Here is a 26,602-nt window from a genome sequence, read left to right as displayed (position 1 = left end):
GCTACTTTTTCGTGTTTCTGTACCTTATCATAGATACTTGTAACGCCATATGCAAATTAAGGCAGCTTTTGTTCTCTTTTTTATAATCCAGATTTCTATTGAATGTATCCATGCTCAATGTAAGACAACGTTCAGTAGCGCAACAGATTTAACATTTTCCGGACTGAGATGGTCAATTGCCGGTAACAATGAAGGAAATTCTCCCAATATATTATCTGAGTTGAAATTTAACAATCTGGTTTATATAGGGAGCCGATTGAATAGTGAACTTCAAGTAAAGCGTGGGATGAAATTCAGTATTGGGTTTCAAAAAGCATGGTCCGCGAATGGAAGTGGAACCGACATGGATTATACACAAAATGACCGAACCGAGCCAACCTTTCAATCGTCATTCGATAGCAAGCATGGTTTCCTGCAATCGTTTCAAATAGGAATTAATATCCCTGTATTGTATAAGCGGAAAATAATTATAACGATAGGGCCTAAATATCAAAACACTTTACAACGGCTTGATATAACCAACCCAAACTTCAATGATCTAAATAGTACTTATAAAGCAGAGTGGAAAGGGATTGGATTGGAATCCGAAATCGGTGGAAGATTGACGAAATCAATAAATGTTAAAGGGCAATTATGCTTTGGTTTTTCGAAATATTACGGACAAGCCGATTGGAATATCATCACTATTTTTCAGCACCCCAAAAGCTTTGACCAGCGTGCCAACGGCTGGTTTTTAAATGAGAATATTAGTTTTCTTTACAGCATTAATCGGTTTTTGGGAATATCAATTTCAACTTACTACAATTTAAATCGGTCTGATAAAGGCGTTGATAAATCTTACTTAAAGAATGGGAATCTGCTCACCACCCGGTTTAATGGAGTAACCGCGCACAATTACGGTGTAGCCTTAGGAGCTATCTTAACGATTGGAGAAAATGATCGTCATTAAAAAGGTAACGAAGATCGACACATCAACGATTGTATAGCCCTTTTAGTACAAAAAAAGACTTTAACGCATTGTTAAAGTCTTTTAAGTGTTCCCGACGAGATTCGAACTCATATCAACTGAACCGGAATCAGTAATTCTATCCATTGAACTACGGGAACATGCGGTGCAAATATAGATTATTTTAAACAGTTTAAAACCCTTACTTATTTTTTATTGGTTGAACTATCTGCTAAACAGGTTCGGATTTAGCCTGATCTTTTTCAATCCGGTATAGGTTGGTTGTTTGGGGCAGCTTTTCTGTTATGTTTACAAAGAAGTGAATTAAGAAACACCCGAAAGCTCTTCGCTTCCGGGCGTTCATATCCCTTCACAAATCCATGATGAACCTAACCGGCCGGTTAATTTTTAATTTTCAAGTTCGATCCGTTCCTGATCTCGTCCGAAGCTACTTTAACCAGTTTATCTTCCGGTTTCAGGTCGCCGCCAAAAATCTCAACGCTATCGCCGCTGGTGAGGCCTTTTTTAACATCAACCCAAACGGCTTTATTGTTAACTACCTTAATTATAAAAACCTTTTCGGTAGATGTAGCTACGGCGGTTTTAGGCACAACATAAGCGCTGTCGGCGGCAGGCAGTGGTACGCTTACTTCGGCAAACATGTGTGGCAACAGTTTTTTGCTTTTGTTATATACGTCCATTTCCAACCTTTCGGCGCGGAGTTTCTCGTCTAACGCGCCGGCTATACGCTTAACCTGCGCGGTAAATTTTTCGCTTGGTAAAGCCCTTACGGTAAAGTTCACTTCGCTTTTATTACTTAAGGCTCCGGTGTAAATTTCGGGTACCGATACTACCAAACGCATGCGGTTTTGATCCTGCACGGTAAACAGCGGATCGGTACTTTTACCCCCCGGGCCAACGTAGGCGCCCAGGTTTACATTACGGCTGGTGACAACGCCATCAAAAGGCGCGCGGATTTCGAGGTAGCCCAAATTTGCCGAAACCTCCTTTAAGCCCGATTTAGCGGCTTCAACATTGGCCAGGTCGGCATTTTTTTTGGCCTCGGCCTGTTCCAGGTCGTTTTGCGACACGGTACCGGGGGTTTTGCTGGTGCTCAGCAACCTGTCGTAAGTGGCTTTGCTGGCATAATAAACAGCCTCAAACTGTTTAATGCGCGATTGCGCCGAGGCCACCTGCGAATTCACTTCCGGCGCTTCCAGTACCGCCAGTAGCTGGCCGGTGTGTACTTCCGAGCCGATATCAACCAGCAACTTTTTTACATAGCTGTTGGTTTTGGCATACAGGTCAACCTGTTGGTAAGGGAGCAGTTCGCCGGGTATAGTGATGGCGCTGCTTAGCCTGCCTTTGGTTACGGGTACAACCTCAACCGTTGGGTTTTCTACCGCCTCCTGTTGTTCCTGTTCTTCCTGTTGTTCTTTTTTTTCTTTATCATCCGAGTGGCATGCACTCATTGAGCCTATTGCCATTGCTAAAACGGCAAGCAGCAATATCGATTTGTTTTTAAGCTTGTTCATGGTGGTGCAAAGGGACATAAAATTTACTTTCTTTATCTTCCGGGTCTAATGAAACAGATTGGGTGCTGGCATTACCTTGTGCCCAGGCAAAAACCAATGGCAGTATCAGTAACGCGGCGAAGGTTGAGGCGATTAAGCCGCCAATAACCGCGCGACCAAGCGGCGAGGTCTGGTCACCGCCTTCGCCAAGGCCTGATGCCATGGGGATCATGCCCACAATCATGGCTAAACTGGTCATCAAAATAGGGCGTAAACGCAGGGCTACAGCTTCGCGGGCCGATTTCAGGGCATCGCCGTTATGGCGGCGCAGCTCTTCGGCATTGGTGATCAGCAATACCGCGTTAGAGATTGATACACCTACCGACATGATCATACCCATGTACGATTGCAGGTTAAGCGTAGCGCCCGTTATCTTCACTAAAAATAATGAACCAAACAATACAGCCGGCACGGTTGAGAGTACCACCATCGACATTTTGAATGACTGGAAGTTGGCTGCCAGCATCAGGAAGATCACCAATACCGCTACCAGTAAACCGCCCTGTAAGCTGTTAAGCGTATCTGTAAGGGTTTGGCTCAGGCCGCGTAATTCAACCTTTAAACCGCGTGGCGGATCGCCTAAGCCATCAAGGGCTTTTTGCACATCATGTGTGGCTGTACCCAAATCTTTTTTATTGATATTGGCCGTAACCGATAGGGTAGGCACAGCGCCCACGTTGTCGTTTTCGCCAAAGGTGGTACCGGTTTTAACATCGGCCACGTCGCCCAAAACCGGGCGTGCCTGGTTAGCCAATACCGGGATTTCCCGTACATCATTTAAACTGGCCATCTGGTATTCGGGTACCTGCACCTGTACCAGGTAGCTCAGGTTTGATTTCTCATCAATCCAGTTATTTTTCTCGGTAAACCTTGATGAGGAAGTTGACGCTACCAACGAGCGCGAAATATCATTCAAACCAACGCCCAGTTGCGCGGCGCGTTGCCTGTCGATATTGATATCGATAGTTGGGTAATTAAACGATTGGCCTATCTGCACATCCCGCAGGTAATTAATACTTTTAAGTTTATCAATCACTTTAAAGGCATAATCAACGTTTTGCTTTTTGTTTTTACCGGTGATGGCAATTTCAATAGGGGTTGGCGAACCCTGGCTCAAAATTTTATCGGTAAGTTCTATCGGCTCAAACGATAATTTAACATCCGGCAATTGCCTGGCCATCCGTTGCCTGAACTTTTCCTTCAGTTCATCCAGGTTAGTCTTATAGTCTTCGGTTAAGCTCACCTGCATAACGGCCTCCTGCGGACCGGCCATAAACAGGTAAATAGGGTTGGTTGAAAATGATGACGGGTGCGAACCAACAAAGGTAGAGGTGATAGCGATGTGGTTTTTACCTACAATATCACCTAAAATATCCTGCGCTTTAACCGCTATCAGTTCGGTACGCTCTAAACGGGTACCATCAGCAGCACGTAAGCGCACCTGGAATGTGCCTGAATTTACCTTAGGCAATACATCGCGCCCAATGGTAGCAAACAGTAAAAAGGCAAGGCCAAACGCGCCTAACAAATAAATTGTTACCAGTAACTTGCGTTTGGGCAGCATGCGCTCCATCAGGCGCATAAAGCTATCCCTGAATTGATCAAACCTGGTGGCTTTATGATCTTTGTGCTCAAGAACGGATTTCATCACTTTTTCTTTCTGCTCCCAGGGTTCGCCTTCATCCTCTAAAGCGAAACCATCCTTATGGCTGTGGTCTTCGTGCTTGTTGATCATGATCCAGTTGGCCATGATAGGTACAAAGGTTTGTGCCAGGAAGTAAGACACGATCATGGAGAAACCGATAGCCAATGCCAGCGGCAGGAACAGGGCGCCCGGGATGCCGTTCATGGTAAAGGCCGGTGCAAACACCGCCAGGATACAGAACAGGATCAGCAATTTAGGGAACGCGATCTCCTTACAGGCATCCCAGATAGCCAAAGCTTTAGGCTTGCCCATATCAAAGTGCTGGTGGATGTTTTCGATGGTTACCGTCGATTCGTCTACCAGGATGCCGATAGCCAGCGATAAGCCGCTCAACGTCATGATGTTGATGGTTTGGTGCGCCAGCGACAGGAAGAAGATGGCCGAAATGATACAGGTTGGGATAGTAAGGATCACGATAAGCGCGCCGCGTTTATCGCCCAGAAACAGCAATACCATCAAGCCGGTAAGTACCGCGCCGATAGCGCCCTCTTCAGCCAGACTTTTTACGGCGTTAATTACATACACCGACTGATCGAACACGAAAGAGAGCTTCACATCTTCGGGCAGTAAAGCCTGGAAGCGGGGCAGCGCCTTTTTGAGGTTTTGTACCACATCCCATGTAGAAGCCGTGGCCGATTTGGTGATGGGCAGGTATACCGAACGTTTACCGTTAATAAGCGCGTAACCGTTGGTGATATCGGCACCATCTTCAATAGTGGCTACATCCTTCATAAACACCGTTTGGATGCCGTTTTTATAAAGGGGGATATCGCCAAAATCCTGCACTTTTTTTATGGTGGTGTTGGATGGCGCAAGGTAATTGTAATCGCCGATGCGCACGTTACCTGCCGGGGTGTTCTGGTTGTTTTCGCGCAGGGCTACCACCACCTGATCGGGCGTTAGGTTGTGCGCGCGTAACAGGTTGGGATCTGCCTTGATCAGGATAGTACGCTGGTTACCGCCAAAAGGAGCCGGTGCAACAAGCCCCGGGATAGAGGTAAACGACGAACGTACATAAACCAAAGCATAATCAAGCAATTCGTTATTGCTGCGGGTGGCGCTGCTCAACACCAGCTGACCAACCGGCAGCGTTGAGGCATCAAAGCGCAGAATAAATGGCGGCTGCGACCCTTGCGGGAAACTGGCCTGGGCGCGGTTGGTATAACTCGTGACCTCCGCCGCGGCCTGGGCCATGTTAGTGCCCTCGTAAAAAGTAACTTTTATTAAGGTTAAGCCCTGGATGTTTTTGGTTTCGATGCTTTTTACGCCCGATACAAAAAGCAACAGGTTAACATATTGCTTACCGAAATAAGCTTCCATTTGGTTTGGGGTGAAACCGCCGTATGGGTGCGATACGTAAATAACCGGCAGGTTAAGATCCGGAAATATATCGATCTTGATGGTACGTACCGCGTTTATACCGAAGAAGAACAGCCCGGCTACGATAACCAATATTGTAATTGGTTTTTGCAGCGCCCCTTTTATCATTCCCATTGTATATGTGTGTAACAGTTAAAAATTATTGATGAATAACCCGAAATCGCCGGTTGATGCCGATTTATAAAGCAGCGCCTGCCATACATTGTTCAGGGCGATGTACTTATCGATCTCGGCCCGGTTAAGGGTATAAAGCGCCTGCGTAAAATCAACGATGTTTGACAGGCCGTTTTTATACAGCGTATATTTCTGAATGTAAGCGTTGTTGGCTGCGCTGACCTCAACAGGCACCTCGTTCGCGTTTTTGAGCGCGTTGGCTATCCGTGTTTCGGCTAATGATTGCTGGGCCTTCAATTGCTTGTCAACCAGTTCGTAATCGTTTTTATATTGCTGCGAGGTAAACTTTTGCGATTGTACCTGGTAATGGGTACGGAAAACGCTGGTAAAGTTCCATACCACGCCTATGCCAAAAAGATAGTTAAAACGCGTAGGGTCAACACCTGCGCCGTAACTGCCTGTGTAGCTATCCTGGTTAACGGCATAATCCGAATTAAAGCCGGAACCCCTGCCCTGGTAAACGCCAAATAAACTGAACGTTGGCATGGCGAAGGTGCGGAGGTATTTAGCCTGCTGATCGCTTACGTTGATCCTGTTTTGGTAAAATTTGAGGGTAGGATGATCGCTTGCAGCTACTGAACTCAGGGCTTCGAGGTTGTTGGGCTGTTTGGTGATGAAAGCGCTGTCCAGCAGAAACTCCTGCGGCGGGATGCCCAGGTAAATAGAAAGCTGGTTGCTTTGGTCCTGAACGGTTTGCTGCGCGTTGGTCAGGGCTATTTTAGCGTTTGATACCTCGGCGTTAGCTAAAGATGAGTCAACGCCCGGGTTTAGCCCGTTCTTTACACGTGCCACAACTACGGTTTGCAGTTGTTTGGCGCGGTTAAGGTTATCCTGCTGTGCTTTGGCAAGCTGTTGGGCTGCCAGTAAGTTAAGATAAGTAGCCGCCACGCGTACCTGGTGCTGAAACTGCTCCTGCGCAAGGTCGGTCTCATCACGCGATACGATGGTTTTCTGTACGCCGATACGCTGCTTCGATCTGCCGAAGGCAAAAAAGTCCCAGCTTACGTTGGTTAAATAGAGGGCTCCAAAAGCTGCGTTCCAGTTTTGTTTGGCCAGGGCCGGTCCTGATGAGGATACCGAAAGGCCGCGGTAACCGTACGATGGCCCGTTTTGGCCGTTCACCGTACCGTAGTCCTGCTGCGCGGAGAAATTGACATCCGGCAGGTACTCCGTTTTTGTTTCTTTGAGGTATGCCTTAGAGGCGTTAAGCTGGTTTGCCTTCGACTTGATGGAAGCATAGTTAGCAAGGGCCATTTGTTCAGCATCCTTAATGGACAGGATTTGTTGCTGAGCTTGTACGTGTAAGACATATAAAACACTCAAAAAAAACAGGAGTAATTTTTTTGAATTAGTGTTTAACATGAGGGTGTATTTTATACACCGCAAATGTATAGGTATATGATTCATGAGAAAAATGAATTATTTTTGTACAAATCATTAGTAAAACTAATAATGAATATCGCATTACATCATTTCAGGTTGGTAGATACCATATCCAAAGAGGGTTCGCTCACCAAAGCTGCCGCCTCTTTACACCTCACCCAATCTGCCCTTAGCCACCAGTTAAAAGAGCTGGAAAAGGAACTGGGTATAGAGGTTTTTCACCGCCAGGGAAAGAAGCTCCAGCTAACCGAAGTCGGCTTCCGTTTTTTACGAAGTTCAGAAAAAATACTGGCCGAAATACGTATCCTCGAAGAGGATATTAACAACTATAAAAATGGTAAAACGGGCAAGCTCAATATCAGTATGCAGTGCTATACGGCTTACCATTGGTTGCCGGGTGTAATTAAGGATTTTAAGAGCCAATGGCCTGATATTAACATAAATATAGTTTCTGACGCGAGCCGAAGGCCACTTGAATACCTGATGCGCGGCGACCTTGACCTGGGCATTGTGCGTACCCAGATGGTGAACACCCAGATAGTGTATGAACGCATTTTTGAAGACCGCCTGATCTGCATTTTACCGGCCGATCATCCACTGGTAAAAAAGCCCGTAATTGACATTTGCGACTTCCAGGACCAGGAGCTTATTCTGGCCCTTTACGACCCCTCATACCAGGAGACACCCATCATTGAAACGCTGATACAAGAGCAGCAGGTAAAGCCCAAAACTTTGAGCCGGATCCACTATACAGATGCCACTATAGAGATGGTAAATGCAGGCCTCGGAATAAGCGTTATGGCCGACTGGATTGTGAAGCCGTACCTGCCCGGTAAACACATTGTTACAAAACCATTGCACCATAGTATTGCAAAACGTACCTGGTACGCCGCCACCTGCCGCGATACCCCGGTAATTCAAAACTTTTTGAGCTGCCTCAAAAATCATTTCTGCAAAACCGAAATGCTGTGCAATGAATTTGACAATGCCGAAAATTACCAGGAACTGCGTGCAGTTTAGCTGCTTTTTGATATTGCTATTGATAGTGAATGGCCTGTGTGCGCAAACAGTATTGAGACCGTTTCCAAAACATGTTGTTTACGCTGCCGGTACCATCAAACCCAGCCATCTGACTCAAAAACAGCTGGATGAGCAGGTAGAAATGTTTTACAACCAATGGAAGGCGCGCTATATTAAGCCTGGCTGCGATAGGCAGCAGTATTATGTTTGGTTTGAGAAACCGGGAAAAGAATGCGTATCTGAAGGGCAGGGTTATGGCATGATCATCACCGCGCTGATGGCCGGTTATGATAAGCAGGCCAAAGCCGTTTACGATGGTTTGTACAATTACTACAAAGCCCATCCTGCAGGCAGATCGGCTTACCTGATGGCCTGGGCGCAGGGAAAAGGCTGCAAAAGCCTTGACGGAAGCGCGGCTACTGATGGCGATATGGATATAGCTTATTCGTTATTGTTAGCAGATAAGCAATGGGGAAGTAAAGGAGGTATAAATTACCTGCAGGAAGCCCGGAAAATGTTAACCGCCATTATGCGTTATGAAATTAACCCGCTTAGTTACTCCGTATTATTAAGCGATGGCAGCGATGGCGATAGCAGGGATTACTATGATATGCGCACATCAGATTTTATGCCGGCCAATTTTAAGGCTTTTGATGACGCTGTAAAAAACGGCAAATGGCAAAAGGTTATTGATCGTAATTACAGCCTGCTTGCTAAACTGCAAAAAACTTACAGCCCTGATGCAGGCCTGGTTCCTGATTTTATACAAAGGATTGATAAAAAAGCCCGTCCCGCCAAACCCCATTATCTCGAATCCAAATATGATGGTTTTTATAACTATAATGCCTGCCGTGTACCTTGGCGTGTAGGCACCGATTATTTATTGTACGGTGATAAGCGGGCTAAGTTATTTGTTGATAAGATAAACCACTGGATAAAAGAGACAACCAATGGCAACCCGGATAATATTTCGGCAGGGTATACGCTGGAAGGGAATGATATTAAAGGCCGGTATTTTGAGGCTTTGAGTTTTATCGCTCCTTTTACGGTGGCCGCGATGGTTGATAAAGGTAACCAGCAATGGTTAAACAAGCTTTGGGACTACCTCGTAGCTTTTAAACTGGAGGATTACGATTACTATGATAATAGCATCAAAATGCTGAATATGATTATTGTAAGTGGGAATTACTGGAAAGTGGAATAGAATTCTCCCTTATTTCATTGCTTCGTGTTTACTCATGATGTGTTATGTTTTTAAGAAACACGTTGTCATAGGGGAGTCTACTTCGAACCACCCGACGAATGAAATCACTTGCAATATCGCATTGATTAACAAATAATTACAACAAAAAAAATGAACAAGCGGGAAATTATCCGACTTGTCCATTAACGTGATCTCATTTGGATTCGAACCAAAGACCTACTGCTTAGAAGGCAGTTGCTCTATCCAGCTGAGCTATGAGACCATCGCGACTTTTTCGCGGTGCAAAGATGCAAATTTATGGCGAATTTTCAATCAATTTTATTAATTGATTTACTGTTAGTTATTTAGCCGCCCACAAAGGCATAACTATGGCCTCGCGGTGTTTGTTTTTAATGGTATCGCAAAAGTCGGCGGTGCGTGCAAACGGGTAGCCTTTAGCTTGTGCCCAGTCAATAAAACCGGCCAGCCGCGCGGTTAAGGGTTCGCCGGAGTTTCTGGCTATATAGCCGGGGATGCCAAATCGCTCGTGATTGTGCAGGTCTGTAAATTCCCAGGGATGGAAATACAGGTTCAGGTAACCATCTTTTCGGTAGGCTCCATTACTCATCCGTTTTAATAAAAACAAGGGGAGGTTATGGAAGCTTAGCCAAAAAAGCGGAAAACGCAGCCACGACGATACCGATGCCGGGAGCTGCAAAACATTCTGATCGTAAAACCAGGAACGCGGCTTTTTCAGGTTGTTATACCTGCCCGGCAACCAGGTTGGGTTTAATGACGAGTTATATTCATAACCGGCCTTTTCAATTTCGGCTTCATCAACCGGCATCATCCGTGCCATCCTGAAACCAGTTACCGGGGTGCCGGAAAGCTCTTCCAGTACCTGCTTTGATTGCAGCAGGTGCTCGGGTATGAATTCCGAATGGTAATAACCGTGCGATGCGATCTCGTGGCCGTCTGCTACTATCTGCCGGATGACGTCCGGTCGGTTAACCGCGTAGTTTGCGGTGCAGAAAAAAGTAGCTTTTACTTTTTTCTGCTTCAGCAATTCAAGTATGGTTCGGGTACCGCGGGTAGAAATTTCAAGTTGCTCATCAAAAGGGATCGATTTGCCGTATTCTGTCGGCAGATCAAACTCCTCTACATCAAATCCTAATAAGATCATTATCTACAATAACAACATTTGATGAACGGATAATATAATTGGGCCTGTGTTTGGATTGCATAAAGATCTTACCCACATAAATACCTATCACGCTCATCAACATTAGCTGCAGGCCGCCAAAAAAGGCGATGGTCGCGATGATTGACGCCCAGCCCGATACCGCGTATCCCAAACAATAGCTGATCAGTACATAAGGGATATACAAAATAGCCACGGTTGAAAACAGCAGGCCAACCATCGAGATGATGTAGAGCGGCCTGGCGCTAAAAGCCATAATTGTGGTTACCGCCAGTTTAACCAGCTTGGCAAACGAATAGCTCGCTTCGCCGGTATGGCGTTTGGACGGTACATATGGAATGCCAATCTGTTTATAACCCGCCCATTTGATGATCCCTCTGAAAAATATCTCGTACTCATCAATCAGCTTGAGCTGCTTCACTACCTTCTCGTCTATCAGCCTGAAATCGGCAGTGCCGTTTTCCATTTTAATGTCTGATAGCATATTCAGGCCCTTGTAAAACAGCCTGGAGGTAACTTTTTGATAACCTTTGCCATGGGGGTTTTCGCCTTCGCGATACGTGTAAACAATATCGTAGCCCTCTTCCCAGTGGTACAGCATTTTTAATATCATTTGCGGCGGGTGCTGCAAATCGGCATCCATGGTTATTACCGCGTTACCACTGGCCATGGCTATGCCCGCTTTCAGCGCGTAATCTTTACCAAAATTGCGCGATAATTCCACATAAAATACATTAGAGTGTATTTCGGCATTAACCTTCAGCTCATTTAGCGTATTGTCGCGGCTTCCGTCATCAACAAAAATCAATTCGTAAGCGTAGCCGGTGGGCTCAAGTGTTTCGCGGATCTGATCGATCAGGTAACTGATATTTTTCTCCTCGTTGTGAGAGGGTATAACAATAGAAAGCTTTTTATCGACAAGGTAAGCCATTTTACTCGATCACTATTTTTTTGCAGCAGGTTTAATAAAGGTGAAACCAGATCTTGATATATCCCTATACCCACGTAACATACCTGTTACGCTAAAAAGTATAAAACGCTACAATACCCCACGTTTTTTTTAATTGAGGGTATCGAAAGCTCAAAATCGTAACATAACCGTTACAAAAATAACCAATAACAATATGATATACGAAGTTCTTTATCGTTTTTTTGTCAAATTAAAAGCCGGCTTAATATTTAACTATAGTTTAACCAGCTATTCAATCGCGGTTGCGGGGGCCGGTGTTTCGGCACTGAAATCCCTGAACAGGGTTTCGTAAATGATTTTAACCCAGATTAAAAAACAGGGCAGCGATTTCAATTTATACGGTACGATATAATGCCTGCGGATATAATCGGGAAAAAGATCTGACGGAGACAGGCTGGTGATAATAAGCGCGAAAACCAGCAAAAAAATCTCGAAACCGGTAACCGGCCTGTCCAGGTTCATAAACCAGATGGCTACGCCGGTAAAGGCGATAATGTAAGTAGATGATTCGGCCGAGCTGCTAAAAATAACCGCGAAAATAAGTACCGACGACAGGATGAGCAATTGATACTGAAGGGTTTTATACGCTTTAATTCGTAAATACGACAGGCCAAACAATACCAGCGCTGGCCCGATCACATACATATTTTTCAAATCCTGGTAATCAAACACCCTCCTGATTAAACCTGTTATACAGATTTCCTGCATGTACGAATGCTGGTTATCATTATTTTTAACCACCAAATCGGTATACCAATCATGATAGGTTTGCACAATAAACGATGGCGACGAGATAGCCATGGGCAATACAAACAACACAGCCGACCAGAAAATAAAGCTCAAAACAAATTTGGGCTTGTTGGTTGAAAAGAAAAAGAAAGCCAGGCCAACTATCCCGTAAAGTTTTATAAAAGCTCCTAAGGCTATCATGAGCGCCGCCCAGAAATCTTGCTCACGTTTTATAAAATTAAAGCCAAGGATAATTAAAGCGGCTATCATGGGGTTGCTTTGCACGTTGGCCGAGGCTGTCATCAACTCATGCGCGCAGAGCAGCAGAATCACCACATACTGGTCTTTTTTTATCGGCAGCGTTTGAATGGCTTTAAGCAGGATAAAGGCGTTAAGCAATACCCATAAAATAACCCCTATACTATCGGGCAGTATGGCAAAGGGCGCCATAATGATAGAAAACACCGGACCGTAGTGGTTCAAATCGTAATAATGCTCAGGTTGGTAAGCATACAGGTTATGCTGATGGATTACATTTAAAAAGTTGTATTTAAAAATGGTATAGTTGTTAAAACCCTGGTGGGCTAAAACGCCTTTAACAACCAAAAATAAACTTAAACCAAACCATAGTGTGTAAACAAAAGGTTTGTTATAGGCGAGCTTAGCAAGTTTTTGCACGTATTTAGGATATTTCTGTGCGAATATATAACATCGGTAACAAAACTGTTACTTTTTTGATATTTCTTAATACAGGTAATGATGGGTACCGGGGAATCACTTTTGAAAAAGAGTTGACTGAGTGTAGCCTCACCTAAATCCTCTCCAGAGGAGAGGACTTTAAGAAATAAAGCGCTGCCTCTTTGAGGAGGGCTGGGGTGAGGTTTTTCGCGTAGGCAAAGGCAACTCTTTTTAGCGATTCCCCCTGATGATGGGTGTTAAACAGGAGCCTGCTCTCAACCTTAATTGATATATTTGATTACACTTAATTATCAACCTGATGAACCAAACGCAAAATTCCACTCCCTTTAACGATGGTGTTAACCGCCGCAAATTTATTGCGCAATTAAGTACTCTGGCCGGAACAGCCGCCTTGTTATCTGGCCCCTTAACCGGCAATGCCGCATCCATTATCAAACAGGCCGAAAACATAACCGTAGGCCAGATTATTGATCTGTTTATGAAACAGGTGCCCGGCGCGCCATTGCCTAACACGGTTGATACTTTGAAAGCCGGGAACCGGGATATAGTGGTTACCGGTATAGTTACCACCATGTTCGCTAACATAAGCGTTATTGAAAAAGCTATAAGCCTTGGCGCAAACTTTATTATTGCCCATGAGCCTACCTTTTACAACCATGCCGACGAAACAGCCTGGCTGGCCAATGATGATGTTTACCAATACAAAAAGCAACTATTGGATAAGCACAATATAGCCGTTTGGCGCAATCACGATACCATCCACAGCCTTAAGCCCGATGGCGTGGGCCTCGGCTTTTTAAAACAACTGGATTGGGTGAGTTACTACAAACCCGAAACCGGCAACCTGCTTACCCTCCCCCCTACCTCATTAGGCAATTTGATAGATACACTGAAAAAGAAGCTGAAAATAGAAAAGGTACGCTATATTGGTAATATAGCGCAAAGTTGCCAAAAGGTGCTGCTGTTACCCGGCGCGGCAGGCGGCAAACGCCAGATTACCGAAATGAGCACCAAAAAACCAGATGTACTGATTTGCGGCGAAATTTCGGAATGGGAAACCGCCGAGTACGTGCGCGATGCCCAGGCCAAGGGCGATAAGCTATCGCTGATTGTATTAGGCCACATTGCCAGCGAAGAGCCGGGATCAGAATTTATGATTGGCTGGCTTAAACAGCATGTACCGGGCGTGAAGGCTACGCATATCCATCCGGGCAATTCGCTGCAGTTTTTGTAATAGGCAGTTGTTGAGTCCAATGCTTTTAATTTTTTTCGAAAACTACTTGCGAAACCAAATAGTTGCACATATATTTGCAACCAGTCAGTTTCTTATTAAAACCTTTAATCATGAAAAAAATAATACTGTTTGTTTTGTGCCTTTTAACAGGCCTGATGTTTATTAATGCGGGTTTAAATAAATTTTTTAACTACATGCCTATGCCTAAAGATATGCCCGCCGAAATGGTAAAAGTTGGGCAGGCGTACATGACTATTGGCTGGCTGATGCCGCTGGTAGGCGCAGCCGAAGTGATAGGTGGTTTGCTGCTGATCATTCCGGTAACAAGGGCATTGGGGGCGGTAGTGCTTACACCGGTATTAACCGGAATTTTGTTATCCAATATCAGCATGTCGCCATCGGCATTGCCTGTTTCACTGGCGTTAACGGCGGTTGTTATTTGGGTAATTATTGATAACCGGGAAAAGTACCTCCCCATGATCAGGAAATAATATAATTTATAACTTTTGATTTTGCCGGTCGGCGGTTTGCACAACTAAAGATTTAATGAGACGAGATATTTTTCAGGCCATATCCGATCCAACCCGTAGGGCCATTATAGCCCTTATTGCCCTACAGGCCATGACACCCAATGCCATTGCAGAGCATTTTGACACCACCCGGCAGGCCATTTCAAAACACCTGAAGATATTAACCGAATGCAGGTTGCTAAAGCAGGAACACCAGGGACGGGAAATTTATTACCAGCTGGAGATTGACAAAATGAAAGAGATAGATAAATGGCTGGAGCAGTTCCGCAAAATTTGGGAAACCCGCTTTTCGCAGCTCGACGAACTTTTATCTAACCTAAAAAAACAACAATAATGAAACACCATTTGCAGTTTGATTTTTTGGCCGACAAACAAAACAATACACTTACCATCAGGCGTGAGTTTATGGCAGGCAGACAACTGGTTTGGGATTGCTACACCCAAAGCCGGTTGCTTAACCAATGGTTTGCCCCCAAACCGTTAACTACCAAAACAAAATCGATGGATTTTAGCGAGGGTGGGCACTGGCACTATGCCATGGTTGAACCAAACGGTACCGAATACTGGGGCCTTACCGAGTATGTTAAGATCAGGCCGATTGATTATTACACCGCTTTAGACGCTTTTAGCAATGCCGAAGGTGAAATAAACGAAGCATTGCCCCGCGCCGAATGGCTGGTAAGCTTTACCGGCAAGGATGAAAACACCCTGGTTGAAACCATCGTAACCTATAAATCGCTGTCTGATCTGGAAACGGTTATACAGATGGGTATGGAGCAGGGCATGATGGCTACGCTCCAAAAACTCGACGAGCTATTGTTAACCTTAAATAAATAAAAATGAGCACGAATAAAAAAAGTTTATGTAAATAAACTGGTTGATTTATTAATGATATAGCTTTAATGGAATATTAACTTACCTCTTCGGCAAAGTTCCCTGTACCTTATAGTCGTTGCGTCCCATTAGCTTTACGTGCTGCGATTTTTCAATCCGGTACAATGAATCGGGAAAATAGCTCAGCTTTTCATTGGTTTCATACAACAGATTTTTAGTGTGATTGTAAATCAGGATCCATTGTACCTTTTCACCAATTTTTTTGATGATAATACGGCGGGTTTTTAATTCGGGTGTTCGTGCGCTGTAAATGATGGCGCTATCGCCCGCGCTTACCAAGTAACTGTTTTTCCAGGCAGGGCGGTTAATGTCTGATTGGATAAAAAGGTTCAGCTCCTGGCTCCAGTTACCTATATGTACAGTTTTGGCTTCGGTAACCCCGTTATGGGTAACTGTTTTTATGACTGCAGGATTAACGCTTGCTAACCGGGCCGAATCCGCCCGGAAAAATGCTTTCAGGTCAAAATAAACCAACTTCGCGCCGCTTTGCCTGTTATCGGGCCTGCACGAAAATACAAATGTTACCAACAGCAAAAAGCCGCCCCATAGGGCGGCTTTCCTTATATTTTTGAGGTTAAACCAATACATTGCCAGTCATTTCGGCAGGAATCTCTACGCCTAATATGCTTAGTATAGTAGGTGCAACATCGCCCAGTTTACCATCTTTCACTTCTTTCACATCTTTATCAATCACAATACATGGCACCAGGTTAGTGGTATGCGCTGTGTTGGGTGAGCCATCTTCATTGATCATGTAATCGGCATTACCATGGTCGGCCAGGATAATGAACGAGTAGCCATTAGCCAAACCTGCTTCAACAACCGCCTGGGTGCAGCTATCGGCAGTTTCGGCAGCCTTCACTACCGCGCTGAATACGCCGGTGTGACCAACCATATCGGTATTGGCAAAGTTAAGGCATACAAAATCCGGCCAGCCGGCTTCCAGTTCAGGAATGATGGCATCCCTTATACCGGCTGCACTCATTTCCGGTTGCAGATCATAAGTAGCCACTTTAGGCGACGGCACCAGCAGGCGTTTTTCATTAACAAATTCTCTTTCGCGGCCACCCGAAAAGAAGAAGGTTACATGCGGATATTTTTCAGTTTCGGCAATCCTGATCTGGCTTTTGCCCGCGTTCTGCAAAATCTCGCCAAGGGTTTTGGTCAGGTCTTCCTTGTTAAACACAATCTGCACGTTTTTAAACGTTTCATCATATGGGGTCATGGTGATGTAACGGATATTGAGCGGATGCATGTTATACTCAGGGAATGATTTCTGGGTTAAAGCCAGGCTGATTTCGCGGCCCCTGTCTGTACGGAAGTTGAAACAGATCACTACATCACCTTCGGCAATAACAGCAAGTGGTTTGCCTTCACCGTCAATAGCTACAATCGGTTTTACAAATTCGTCTGTAACTTCTTCCAGGTAGGAGTGTTTAATGAGGTCGGTAATTTTTTCGGCAGGCGTGCCAATGCCGTTAACCATCAGGTCGTAAGCTAATTTAACACGTTCCCAGCGGTTATCGCGGTCCATCGCGTAATACCTGCCAATGGCCGAAGCAATTTTGGCGTTGGTACCTGCAATGTGTTCTTCCAGATCGGTAATAAAACCCAGGCCCGATTTTGGGTCGGTGTCACGGCCATCTAAAAAAGCGTGAATGTACACGTTGGGTACTTCCAGCTGTTTAGCTGCATCGCAAAGGCCTTTTACGTGCCTGATGTGTGAGTGAACCCCGCCATCAGATACAAGGCCGATGAAATGAACGTTTTTATTGTTTTGTTTGGCGTATTCAAAAGCGTCTTTCAAAACGGGGATGGTTGGCAGTTCGTTATCGTCAACCGCTTTATGGATGCGGCCAAGTTCCTGGTAAACCACCCGGCCTGCACCAAGGTTCATATGCCCAACTTCGGAGTTGCCCATCTGCCCGGCCGGTAAACCTACCGCGGTACCCGATGCTTCGAGCTTTGAATTTGGATATTGCTGAATCAGGCTGTCAAAAAACGGCGTTTTTGCAGCAATGATAGCGTTTGATTGATCGTTGCGGCCGTAACCCCAGCCATCAAGTATAATTAATGCGAGTTTTTTCTTGTTTTCCACAATGCAAATATAACCGCATGGCAATACTTTAGGTACAATTTTTTTATTTATAGATCATTGCAAAATAAGCATAAAGTATTGCCGTTTTATATTTAATATAATTTTGAAAAATCTTTCAAAAACCAATTTAAACATGGTATCTCTTTGTAACTTTATCACCTTATGAAACTATTATACTTGCCCTCAGTTATTTTACTGTTAATGCTTCCGCTTGCCACCATGGCCGACGGGATAGATAATGTGGCCAATTTGCTTAAAGCCGGTAATACCAAAGAGTTATCCAAACTACTTGCGCCCAGTATCGAAATTACCATTATGGATAATGAGAATACCTATTCGCAAACCCAGGCTACTGTTATCCTCGATAAATTTCTGGCAAAAAATAAACCCAAAAGCATCAAATCGTTGCATAAGGTAAACTCAGGCGGTAACTATCATTTTGGTGTGTATTTGTTAAATACAGATAACGGCGAATTCCGGGTAGCCATTACCCTTAAGGATAACAGTGTGGTTGAGCTGAAAATAGAGGATGAGAAAGTGAAGTGAGTTTTTGATAGTTCATGGTTCATGGATCATAGTTCATAGCCGAATGTTTATAGTTCATTTTGCTCTTTTTGCTCAACTACCGAACCTGTGTTTTGGCCATGAACTATGAACCATTATCTATGAACTCAAAAATTGTTACTTTTGCCCCAAATAGTAACACACTTGGATAAAGAACTTATACACCAATTTATAAAGTATACCCTGGCAGAGGATGTAGGCGATGGCGACCATACATCCCTGTCAACCATACCTGCAGGTGCTACCGGTAAGGCAAAACTTTTAGTTAAAGACGAAGGTGTACTGGCCGGTGTTGAACTGGCTGCTGAAATTTTTCATATTGTTGATCCTAACCTGAAGCTTACTGTTTTTATAAACGATGGGGCCACGGTAAAGTATGGCGACGTAGCTTTTGAGGTAGAAGGCAGTTCGCGCAATATATTAACTGCCGAGCGTTTGGTACTGAATTGTATGCAGCGCATGTCGGGAATTGCTACAAAAACACGTGAGATTGTTGAGCTGCTGAAGGATACCGGTACCCATGTTTTAGATACCCGTAAAACAACGCCAGGGCTGCGTTATCTTGAAAAATGGGCCGTACGCATTGGCGGCGGCGTTAACCACAGGTTTGGTTTGTACGATATGATCCTGATTAAAGATAACCACGTTGATTACGCGGGCGGGATCAGGCAGGCTATAGAAAGCGCTAACCATTATCTTAAAGAAAACAACAAGCAATTAGCCATCGAGATAGAGGTACGTAATATTGATGAGTTGCGGCAGGTACTGGAAACAGGTGGCGTAAACCGCATTTTGTTAGATAACTTTAACTTTGATGATCTGCGGACCGCGGTTAAATTAGTTAACGGTAGTTATGTTACCGAAGCATCGGGCGGCATTACTATCGATAATATTAGCGAGTATGCCAAATGCGGGGTTGATTACATCTCAGTAGGTGCTTTAACGCATTCGGTTAAGAGCCTCGACCTTAGCTTAAAGGCGGTAAAATAACGCGGGAAGAAAAAATCCGATAACATTTATTTACACAAAGTTTAGTAGCAAAAGCGCCGTGATTAAAGCGCTATTACCGCTTCAATTTTGTAATATTGCAGCAGAATGATAACCGTTTACTCTGTTACAGCACTCATAATGGCTTATCTATGCGGCTCGATACCCACAGCTGTTTGGATAGGTATGGCTTTTTATAACGTAGATGTACGTGAATACGGGAGCGGTAACGCCGGTGCTACCAACACTTTCAGGGTGTTGGGCAAAAAAGCCGGGATTCCGGTTATGTTGCTTGATATTTTTAAAGGCTGGGCTGCCACCAACTTCGCGTATTTTATTGGTGTTTCGGCCACCGGGCCTATCAACTCGGTAGCCTATACTAATTATGAACTGGCCCTCGGAATTGCCGCAGTTATGGGCCATTTGTTCCCGATTTTTGCCGGTTTTAGGGGTGGCAAAGGCGTAGCTACCCTTTTTGGAATGATTTTGGCTATACACTTTCATGCAGCCTTGTTATGTATTTTTGTATTTATAACGGTGTTACTGGTCTCTAAATACGTATCATTAAGTTCAATCACGGCGGCGTTTACTTATCCTATAGGCGTTACCTTTATTTTCCCAACGCCTATACGGGCTATAGTAATCTACGGCATGTGTATTTGCGTACTGGTATTGGTAACCCACCAAAAAAATATCGAGCGACTAATAAGGGGCAAAGAATCGAAAGTTAATTTTTTTAAGAAAAAAACCACTACTGCCTGATCCATTTATGAAAAGATTTAAACCTGCTTTGGTTGTGATTGCTGTCATGACCATTTTTTCGTGTTCCACGGTGCCATTAACCGGTCGTAAACAACTAAGCCTTGTGGGCGATGCCGAGGTAAACCAATCGGCAGCCGCCAGTTACAAGCAACTGCTGTCCGATCCTAAAACCAAGGTAATTTCAAACGGTACAGATGCACAGCGCGTTAAAGTTATCGGTAACAGGCTGGCCACAGCCATCCAAAAATACCTGAATGACAACGGTTACGGCAATCAGTACAACTTTGCCTGGGAGTTTAACCTCATTCAAAGCAGCGAGGTTAATGCCTGGTGCATGCCGGGTGGTAAAGTAGCTGTGTATAGCGGCCTGCTGCCCGTTGCCAATACCGATGCTTATTTAGCTGTAGTTATGGGACACGAAATTGGTCACGCCATCGCCAGGCACTCGGCCGAGCGCATTTCGCAGGAGATGCTGGTACAGGGGGGCGGGCAATTGGTAGGCGCTGCCACAAGCCAGCAATCGCAGGCTACCCAAACTGCTATAAGCACATTATACGGTGTTGGCTCGCAACTTAAGTTACTGGCGTACTCGCGTAACCAGGAGTCGGAAGCAGACCGTTTAGGGTTAACCTTTATGGCCATGGCCGGTTATGACCCGCATAACGCCATCGCGTTTTGGCAGCGTATGGCGGCGCAAAACAAAGGCGGTGCCCCGCCCGAGTTTTTAAGCACCCACCCGGCCGATGCTACCCGTATAGCCAATATCCAGAACCTCATACCTGAGGCTATGAAATATTACAAACCTTAATTTATATTTGATCCCGCCCCGCAAAGGCGGGATTTTTACTTTTATGGCTAAAAGGCAGTTTTTAAAAGCGCAATGGAAAAACCTGGTAATGCTCAATTACGAGGTTGATCCTGATATACTGAAACCGCACATTCCTCCAGGCACCGAGCTTGATTTTTGGGAAGGCAAGGTCCTGGTGAGCATGGTTGGCTTCATGTTCCTGGATACTAATGTTGTAGGGATTAAATGGCCATGGCATGTGAATTTTGAAGAAGTGAATCTCCGTTTTTACGTTAGGTATTTTAACGGTACCGAGTGGAAGCGGGGGGCTGTGTTTATAAGCGAGATAGTGCCTAAAGCGATGATAGCGCTTATTGCCAATAATCTTTACAGGGAACATTACCGGGCATTACCAATGCGGCACTCGGTTACCCCGGCTGCTGATAACCACACCGGTTTTTTATACGAATGGAAGCTGAACGGCCATTGGAACAAACTGGGTGCGACGGTAAGCAATAAACCACAAGCCATTGAACCCGGCAGCCCCGAAGAATTTATTTTAGAACATTACTGGGGATATAACGCGCTGAGTGCTACCAAAACGATGGAATACCAGGTGGAGCACGTAACATGGCAAACCGGCGCTGTAATCGATTATATTTTTGACGCTGATGTTACCGCTTTGTATGGCAGGGAATTTAAGCCTTATTTAGAGAAAGAACCTGTTTCCGCGTTTTTTGCGCTGGGATCGGAGGTTGTGGTGAGGATGGGGGAAAAGATTATGGTGAAAGGTAGTGTCAGGAATTAATAGAAGCCGCCGCTCGGCTGGAGCCGAGCGGCGGCTCGGGGCGGCTGTGGGCTGAGCTATTTCCCAGCCTCATATATATTATTCCCTCTATCCACATCCGGATAAACCTTGCCTGCATCTACCTCCACTTTGCTCACCGCAGCTTTCTTATTACCGCTAAAAGTATAACTGCCGGTATATTCCCAAATCTCTACCGGAAATTCGCGGTGCTCTGCCGAACCGTCGGCATAGGTAAGATCGACCACCAGCGGCATCGCTGCTTTGTTGATATTTTCAATAGTGATCCGGGGTTGTTTGCCCGCGGCGTTTTCCACCTTCGTTATTTTTTGATCTAAACGGTAGTTATTTAAAAACATCGATTTCCAGAACCAGGTCAGGTCTTCACCAACCGAGCTATCCATGCTCCTGAAAAAATCCCAGGGGGTAGGGTGTTTGTAAGCCCAATCGCGAATATATTTCCTGAAAGCCGTGTCAAAACGTTCAATACCTAAAATATGGTTGCGCAGCAGGCCTAAAGCATAGGCCACTTTTTGATATTGCAGCGGATAAACCTGGTTGCCGGGCAAAGCATCAGGCCTGGTAACTATCGGTAATAGCTTCTCTGTAAATAATGAATCCAGCGGACTGTCAATTTCGGCATAACCGATAAACTCACCTTTGTTAAATTTTTTGGTGGCTATCATATCAATAAACATATTAAAGCCCTCATCCATCCACGCGTATTTACGTTCATTACTGCCAACCACCATCGGGAACCAGGTGTGCCCTAACTCGTGGTTTACAACGGCCCAGTACATGTTACCGGTATCTTTCGCCGCGCAAAATACCATGCCGGGGTATTCCATGCCATCCAGGTTAGAAGCCACATTAACCGCCTTGTTGTAGGGATAAGGAAACCATTGCTCCGAAAAATGCTGCAAGGTGAATTTAACATACGCTGATGAACGCTTCCAGCTCTTGGCTTTGTCCGATTCAACCGGGAAAACCGAGCTGCCCATTACCCTTTTACCGCCCGCGATGGTAAAACTTTCGGCTTCCCAAATAAATGAGCGGGAGGCTGTCCAGGCAAAATCGCGGGCGTTATCCAGTTTAAATTTCCAGGTGCAAAATGGTTTTGCCGGGCGCGATTTGGCATCGGTTACCTCTGCCGCCGTGCGGATCTGTACAGGTGTTTCGCTTTGTTTAGCTTGCTGCCAGCGTTTAAGCTGTATTGGCGTCAGCACCTCGCCGGGGTTTAATAAATCGCCCGAGCTTTCAACAATCATTCCGGATGGCACTGTAATGTTCACCTCGAAATTACCGTACTCTAAATAAAATTCTCCATTGCCCAGGTAAGGGAGTGTATTCCATCCTTCAACATCGTCCAGTACACACAGGCGGGGATACCATTGGGCTACAGCGTAGATCTCGCCGTTTTTGGTGGGCAGGATATCGGTGCGGTTTACTAAAAAGTCGGCATTTTTATAATTTACCGGGAAGTTGTATTTGTAACGGATGCTAAAGCTGATGGACTGGCCACTGGCTAAGGGCTCAGCCAGTTCCAGCTGCATGCGGGTATCGTAGATATGATACCGTATGTTTTCATTTTTACCGGCAAGCCGGATATTTTCAATCTGGTAACCACCGTCCGGCGTTTCGCTGGTTGAGTCTTTATACAAAAAAAGCTTTGATTCAATCCCCCTCGAATTTTTTTTAAACACATTTTGCTCCAACTGTAACCACAGAGCCGACAATGCTTTGGGGCTGTTGTTGGTATAGGTGATGGTGGCCGTTCCGCTTATTACCTTAGTTTTATCATCAAGCGCTACATCAATTACATAATCGGCTTTGTTTTGCCAATAGGCGGGGCCGGGTTCGCCGGTTGCTGTGCGGTATACGTTGCCCTGGGGGAGTAAGGAAATGGCCGGAAATAAATCGGCCGGGTTGTATTTTGTTTGGGCTGAGGTTACTCCGGCAGATAACGTAAGTAAGCCGAATATGATCAATTTAATGTTTTGTAGGGGTTTTAACATATTGATAATTAAATGAGCGGGTGTTTGAAGTTTTTACTGCTCAATATAATAAAAGTTGCTGATTTTGTACGGGTATTGTAGATGTTTTGGCGCAAAAAGGTGCTAAGGCGCAAAGGTTTTTTGTGAAGCGTTTAGAAGCAAAGCCTTAGTTTTTTCTTTGCGCCTCCGCTCCTTTGCGTGCCTTAAATATTAAAGCGAAAGGCTTTATTTACCTCCTAAAACTTCCATTACCGCCTTGGCCTTCAATAAACACTCTTCATATTCATTTTCGGCAATAGCATGATAGGTAATGGCTCCTCCCGCATGAAAAGAGAGATATTTATTAACCGAGTTATATAGCAACGACCTGATCACCACATTAAAATCAAAATCATCATCCGGGCTAAAATAGCCTATCGCGCCGGAATACACGCCCCTTTTGCTTCGCTCATAATGTTCCATCAGCTGCATACAACGCACTTTGGGTGCGCCGGTCATACTGCCCATGGGGAAGGTGTTTTTGACCACCTCAACGTTTGTAAGGCCGTCTTGTACCTCACAAACTACTGTCGAGATCATTTGATGTACATGCTTAAAGCTGTAAATGCCGAATAGCTCTTCTGTTTTAACCGTACCTGCTTTGGCCGAGCGGGTAAGATCGTTACGCACCAGGTCAACCACCATTACGTTTTCCTGCAGTTCTTTGGGGTGGCTACGCAGGTTTTGTTTGGCCTGTTCATCGGCCTGTTTATCATCCATCCGTTTGGCCGTGCCCTTAATGGGTTGCGATATCAGCCTGTTATCTCGTTTAGCCAAAAAGCGTTCGGGGGATGCACCAAGGATATAATTGCTACCCCATTTAAAAAAGGCAGAAAATGGATTAGGTGATACGGCATTGAGTTGTGTAAAAAGGTTTAGCGGATCAATCTCCGCTTCCTCTGCAAAAAACTCCTGGCAAAAGTTGGTCACGTAAAGATCACCGCGGCTGATGTGCGCTTTGATCTGGTTTACGGTATCAATATATTCTTCCCGGCTGAAACGCGGTTTTAAGCTTATGGGAGATTGCCGTTTGGCCACTACAGGTTTCTGAACAGTAATGGCGTTCATTACCCGCTCCGGTTCATCAGAAATTATTTCAATGTCATTCCCCTTAATCAGGATCAAATGTTCAGGAACAAAAAAATACAAATCAGGGAATCGCAATCCATCAACGTTTTCGGATGTAAGCTGCTCAACCTCATTTTTAAGATCATATCCTAAAAAGCCGGTCATCCAGCCAGGATTATTTTTTCTGAATTGTTTAAGCTGCTCAAATGCGTTACCAACACTGGCAATAAGGTGCGACTTTGCACCTGCAGCTATCAGCGTATCAAATTTAGAATATGGATCGCTGAAACCGTTCGAATCAAGGTAACATGTGGTATCAAATACTGACGCCCATTGCAGTGCTTTGTGTTTAAAATGCGGCAAATACTGTACCTGTACAATCACGGTGCAAAAATAACCAAGTAAATGAAATTAGATAGTTTAATGTGATTCGATTTGCATGGCGGTTTCGTTTCGTGGAGACACGAAACGGAGGAAGGTAAAGAAACGAGAAAAGATCAGCTTAAGCTGATCTTTTCTCGTTTCTTTACCTTCATGTAGGCCGTGTCTCTACGGACAGTTATGTTATTAATGTAATGTTAAAGTCTGTTTCCTGTCCGGACCTACAGATAAATATTTTACCGGTACGCCAAGTTCGGCTTCCAGGTAATCAATGTATGATTGCAGTTTGGCGGGGATTTCAGATAGTTCGGTAATCCCGGTCAAATCTTCATTCCAGCCTTCAATTTCCTTGTAAACAGGCTCCGGTTTTACCGAGCAAATATCATAAGGCATATAGTCGATCTGCTCGCCCAGGTAGTTGTAATGGGTAGCCGCATAAATTTTCTCAAAACCGCTCAATACGTCAGCCTTGGTCATTACTAATTGGGTAACGCCGTTAAGCATAATAGCGTATTTCAACGCAGGAAGATCAATCCAGCCGGTACGGCGCGGGCGACCTGTTGTGGCGCCAAACTCATGACCAACTTTCCGTAATTCTTCACCTGTTTCGTTTTCCAGTTCGGTAGGGAAAGGACCGCCGCCAACACGGGTACAGTAAGCCTTGAAAATGCCGATTACTTCGCCAATTTGCTGTGGGGCAATACCTAAACCGGTACAAGCGCCGGCAGCCGTAGTATTTGATGAAGTTACAAATGGATACGATCCGAAGTCGATATCCAGCATAGCGCCCTGCGCGCCTTCGGCCAATACTTTTTTGCCTTGTTTAATATAGTTGTTTACCAAATGTTCAGAATCAACCAGCGGGAACTGGCGCAATACATCCAGTGCCTCAAAAAATAAAGTTTCACGTTCCGAAAAGTCGGCCACCTCGCCGTAAAGCTGTTGCAGCATGGATACATGTTTGTCAACCAGTTTCTGGTAGCGCTCTTTAAAATCGGGCAGGGTAATATCGCCGATGCGTAAACCGTTACGGCCGGTTTTATCCATATAAGTAGGGCCGATACCTTTCAGGGTTGAACCAATTTTGCCTTCGCCCATTTTTTTCTCGTTTGCAGCATCCAGCAACTGGTGGGTTGGCAATATCAGGTGCGCTTTTTTAGCAATTAAAAGATTTTTTTTTGCCAGCAGGTCGTGACCGGCATCTTTTAATTTATCCAGTTCTTTTTTCAGGGTGATGGGGTCGATCACAACGCCATTACCGATAAGGTTGATGGTGTTTTCAAAAAATATACCCGAAGGAATGGTGTTCAAAACAAACTTTTTACCGTCGAACTCCAAAGTATGACCCGCGTTTGGCCCGCCCTGGAAACGTGCAATCAGGTCGTAGCCCGCGCTCAGTACGTCAACAATTTTTCCTTTTCCTTCGTCGCCCCACTGGAGGCCTAATAATACGTCAACAGCCATTAATTTATCGTAAGTTCAAGAATATGTGTTA

23 protein-coding genes and 2 tRNA genes are annotated in these 26,602 nt (G+C 44.9%); 12 read left to right on the top strand and 13 right to left on the bottom strand.

Annotated elements, in window-relative coordinates:
* The first annotated feature begins 49 nt into the window (after positions 1-49).
* On the top strand, positions 50-949 hold the full coding sequence (locus LX99_RS14035; protein ID WP_109608435.1) for a hypothetical protein: 900 nt from the start codon (positions 50-52) through the stop codon (positions 947-949).
* An 86-nt stretch (positions 950-1,035) separates the two neighbouring features.
* On the opposite strand, the gene LX99_RS14030 is transcribed toward LX99_RS14035, so the two are convergent.
* From LX99_RS14030 to LX99_RS14015, 4 genes are all read right to left on the bottom strand, one after another.
* A tRNA-Arg gene (locus tag LX99_RS14030) sits at positions 1,036-1,107 on the bottom strand.
* 240 nt (positions 1,108-1,347) lie between these two features.
* Entirely contained in the window at positions 1,348-2,481 is a 1,134-nt protein-coding gene (locus tag LX99_RS14025) for an efflux RND transporter periplasmic adaptor subunit (protein ID WP_109608434.1), read from the bottom strand.
* A complete protein-coding gene (locus tag LX99_RS14020) occupies positions 2,468-5,719 on the bottom strand; it encodes an efflux RND transporter permease subunit (RefSeq protein WP_109608433.1) in 3,252 nt (1,083 codons plus the stop codon). The genes LX99_RS14025 and LX99_RS14020 overlap by 14 nt, the downstream gene beginning before the upstream one ends.
* Positions 5,720-5,737: 18 nt before the next feature.
* Positions 5,738-7,141 (bottom strand): TolC family protein, encoded by a 1,404-nt coding sequence (locus tag LX99_RS14015; RefSeq protein ID WP_109608432.1) that lies wholly within the window; start codon positions 7,139-7,141, stop codon positions 5,738-5,740.
* Positions 7,142-7,231: 90 nt separating this feature from the next.
* Here LX99_RS14015 and LX99_RS14010 point away from each other — a divergent pair, with 90 nt between their 5' ends.
* Complete coding sequence (locus LX99_RS14010) at positions 7,232-8,182, top strand: LysR family transcriptional regulator (RefSeq protein WP_170122696.1); 951 nt, start codon at positions 7,232-7,234, stop codon at positions 8,180-8,182.
* A complete protein-coding gene (locus LX99_RS14005) occupies positions 8,148-9,386 on the top strand; it encodes a glycosyl hydrolase family 8 (protein WP_170122695.1) in 1,239 nt (412 codons plus the stop codon). Before LX99_RS14010 ends, LX99_RS14005 begins: the two co-directional genes overlap by 35 nt.
* 188 nt (positions 9,387-9,574) lie before the next feature.
* On the opposite strand, the gene LX99_RS14000 is transcribed toward LX99_RS14005, so the two are convergent.
* The 4 genes from LX99_RS14000 to LX99_RS13985 all read right to left on the bottom strand — a co-directional run bounded on the left by LX99_RS14000 (position 9,575) and on the right by LX99_RS13985 (position 12,943).
* Positions 9,575-9,648: transfer RNA gene (locus tag LX99_RS14000), tRNA-Arg, on the bottom strand.
* Positions 9,649-9,726: 78 nt separating this feature from the next.
* Complete coding sequence (locus LX99_RS13995) at positions 9,727-10,548, bottom strand: polysaccharide deacetylase family protein (RefSeq protein ID WP_109608429.1); 822 nt, start codon at positions 10,546-10,548, stop codon at positions 9,727-9,729.
* A complete protein-coding gene (locus LX99_RS13990; protein ID WP_109608428.1) occupies positions 10,529-11,497 on the bottom strand; it encodes a glycosyltransferase family 2 protein in 969 nt (322 codons plus the stop codon). Before LX99_RS13990 ends, LX99_RS13995 begins: the two co-directional genes overlap by 20 nt.
* A gap of 267 nt (positions 11,498-11,764) precedes the next feature.
* Positions 11,765-12,943 (bottom strand): glycosyltransferase family 87 protein, encoded by a 1,179-nt coding sequence (locus tag LX99_RS13985; RefSeq protein WP_109608427.1) that lies wholly within the window; start codon positions 12,941-12,943, stop codon positions 11,765-11,767.
* A 319-nt stretch (positions 12,944-13,262) separates the two neighbouring features.
* On the opposite strand from LX99_RS13985, the gene LX99_RS13980 reads away from it, so the two are divergent.
* The 4 genes from LX99_RS13980 (at position 13,263) to LX99_RS13965 (ending at position 15,565) form a co-directional block, all read left to right on the top strand.
* The gene (locus tag LX99_RS13980) at positions 13,263-14,198 is read left to right on the top strand and encodes a Nif3-like dinuclear metal center hexameric protein (RefSeq protein WP_109608426.1); all 936 of its coding nucleotides are present in this window, start codon (positions 13,263-13,265) and stop codon (positions 14,196-14,198) included.
* Positions 14,199-14,308: 110 nt separating this feature from the next.
* The gene (locus LX99_RS13975) at positions 14,309-14,689 is read left to right on the top strand and encodes a DoxX family membrane protein (protein ID WP_109608425.1); all 381 of its coding nucleotides are present in this window, start codon (positions 14,309-14,311) and stop codon (positions 14,687-14,689) included.
* Between the two features lie 55 nt (positions 14,690-14,744).
* The gene (locus LX99_RS13970; RefSeq protein ID WP_109608424.1) at positions 14,745-15,062 is read left to right on the top strand and encodes an ArsR/SmtB family transcription factor; all 318 of its coding nucleotides are present in this window, start codon (positions 14,745-14,747) and stop codon (positions 15,060-15,062) included.
* Complete coding sequence (locus tag LX99_RS13965; protein WP_109608423.1) at positions 15,062-15,565, top strand: SRPBCC family protein; 504 nt, start codon at positions 15,062-15,064, stop codon at positions 15,563-15,565. Before LX99_RS13970 ends, LX99_RS13965 begins: the two co-directional genes overlap by 1 nt.
* Before the next feature lie 78 nt (positions 15,566-15,643).
* On the opposite strand, the gene LX99_RS13960 is transcribed toward LX99_RS13965, so the two are convergent.
* Both LX99_RS13960 and gpmI read right to left on the bottom strand, forming a co-directional pair.
* A complete protein-coding gene (locus LX99_RS13960) occupies positions 15,644-16,210 on the bottom strand; it encodes a hypothetical protein (protein ID WP_109608422.1) in 567 nt (188 codons plus the stop codon).
* Complete coding sequence (gpmI, locus tag LX99_RS13955; RefSeq protein ID WP_109608421.1) at positions 16,197-17,720, bottom strand: 2,3-bisphosphoglycerate-independent phosphoglycerate mutase; 1,524 nt, start codon at positions 17,718-17,720, stop codon at positions 16,197-16,199. The genes LX99_RS13960 and gpmI overlap by 14 nt, the downstream gene beginning before the upstream one ends.
* A gap of 162 nt (positions 17,721-17,882) precedes the next feature.
* Here gpmI and LX99_RS13950 point away from each other — a divergent pair, with 162 nt between their 5' ends.
* The 5 genes from LX99_RS13950 to LX99_RS13930 all read left to right on the top strand — a co-directional run bounded on the left by LX99_RS13950 (position 17,883) and on the right by LX99_RS13930 (position 21,628).
* A complete protein-coding gene (locus LX99_RS13950; protein ID WP_042727280.1) occupies positions 17,883-18,266 on the top strand; it encodes a DUF4783 domain-containing protein in 384 nt (127 codons plus the stop codon).
* 162 nt (positions 18,267-18,428) lie between these two features.
* Positions 18,429-19,274, top strand: a complete 846-nt coding sequence (nadC, locus tag LX99_RS13945) for a carboxylating nicotinate-nucleotide diphosphorylase (protein WP_109608420.1) — start codon at positions 18,429-18,431, stop codon at positions 19,272-19,274.
* A 105-nt stretch (positions 19,275-19,379) separates the two neighbouring features.
* On the top strand, positions 19,380-20,033 hold the full coding sequence (gene plsY, locus LX99_RS13940) for a glycerol-3-phosphate 1-O-acyltransferase PlsY (protein WP_109608419.1): 654 nt from the start codon (positions 19,380-19,382) through the stop codon (positions 20,031-20,033).
* A gap of 7 nt (positions 20,034-20,040) precedes the next feature.
* Positions 20,041-20,841, top strand: a complete 801-nt coding sequence (locus tag LX99_RS13935) for a M48 family metallopeptidase (protein WP_109608418.1) — start codon at positions 20,041-20,043, stop codon at positions 20,839-20,841.
* Positions 20,842-20,884: 43 nt separating this feature from the next.
* Positions 20,885-21,628, top strand: coding sequence for a YqjF family protein (locus LX99_RS13930; protein ID WP_109608477.1), 744 nt, complete (start codon positions 20,885-20,887; stop codon positions 21,626-21,628).
* A 56-nt stretch (positions 21,629-21,684) separates the two neighbouring features.
* On the opposite strand, the gene LX99_RS13925 is transcribed toward LX99_RS13930, so the two are convergent.
* From LX99_RS13925 to LX99_RS13915, 3 genes are all read right to left on the bottom strand, one after another.
* A complete protein-coding gene (locus tag LX99_RS13925; RefSeq protein ID WP_109608417.1) occupies positions 21,685-23,640 on the bottom strand; it encodes a M1 family metallopeptidase in 1,956 nt (651 codons plus the stop codon).
* A gap of 204 nt (positions 23,641-23,844) precedes the next feature.
* Entirely contained in the window at positions 23,845-25,110 is a 1,266-nt protein-coding gene (locus tag LX99_RS13920) for an anthranilate synthase component I family protein (protein ID WP_109608416.1), read from the bottom strand.
* A gap of 183 nt (positions 25,111-25,293) precedes the next feature.
* On the bottom strand, positions 25,294-26,571 hold the full coding sequence (locus LX99_RS13915) for an adenylosuccinate synthase (protein ID WP_109608415.1): 1,278 nt from the start codon (positions 26,569-26,571) through the stop codon (positions 25,294-25,296).
* Positions 26,572-26,602: the final 31 nt, after the last annotated feature.

This window comes from Mucilaginibacter oryzae (assembly GCF_003148845.1).
Taxonomy (GTDB): Bacteria; Bacteroidota; Bacteroidia; order Sphingobacteriales; family Sphingobacteriaceae; genus Mucilaginibacter; species Mucilaginibacter oryzae.
The sequence above is the reverse complement of the archived record's forward strand: the minus strand, read 5'-3'. Positions and strand labels throughout refer to the sequence as shown.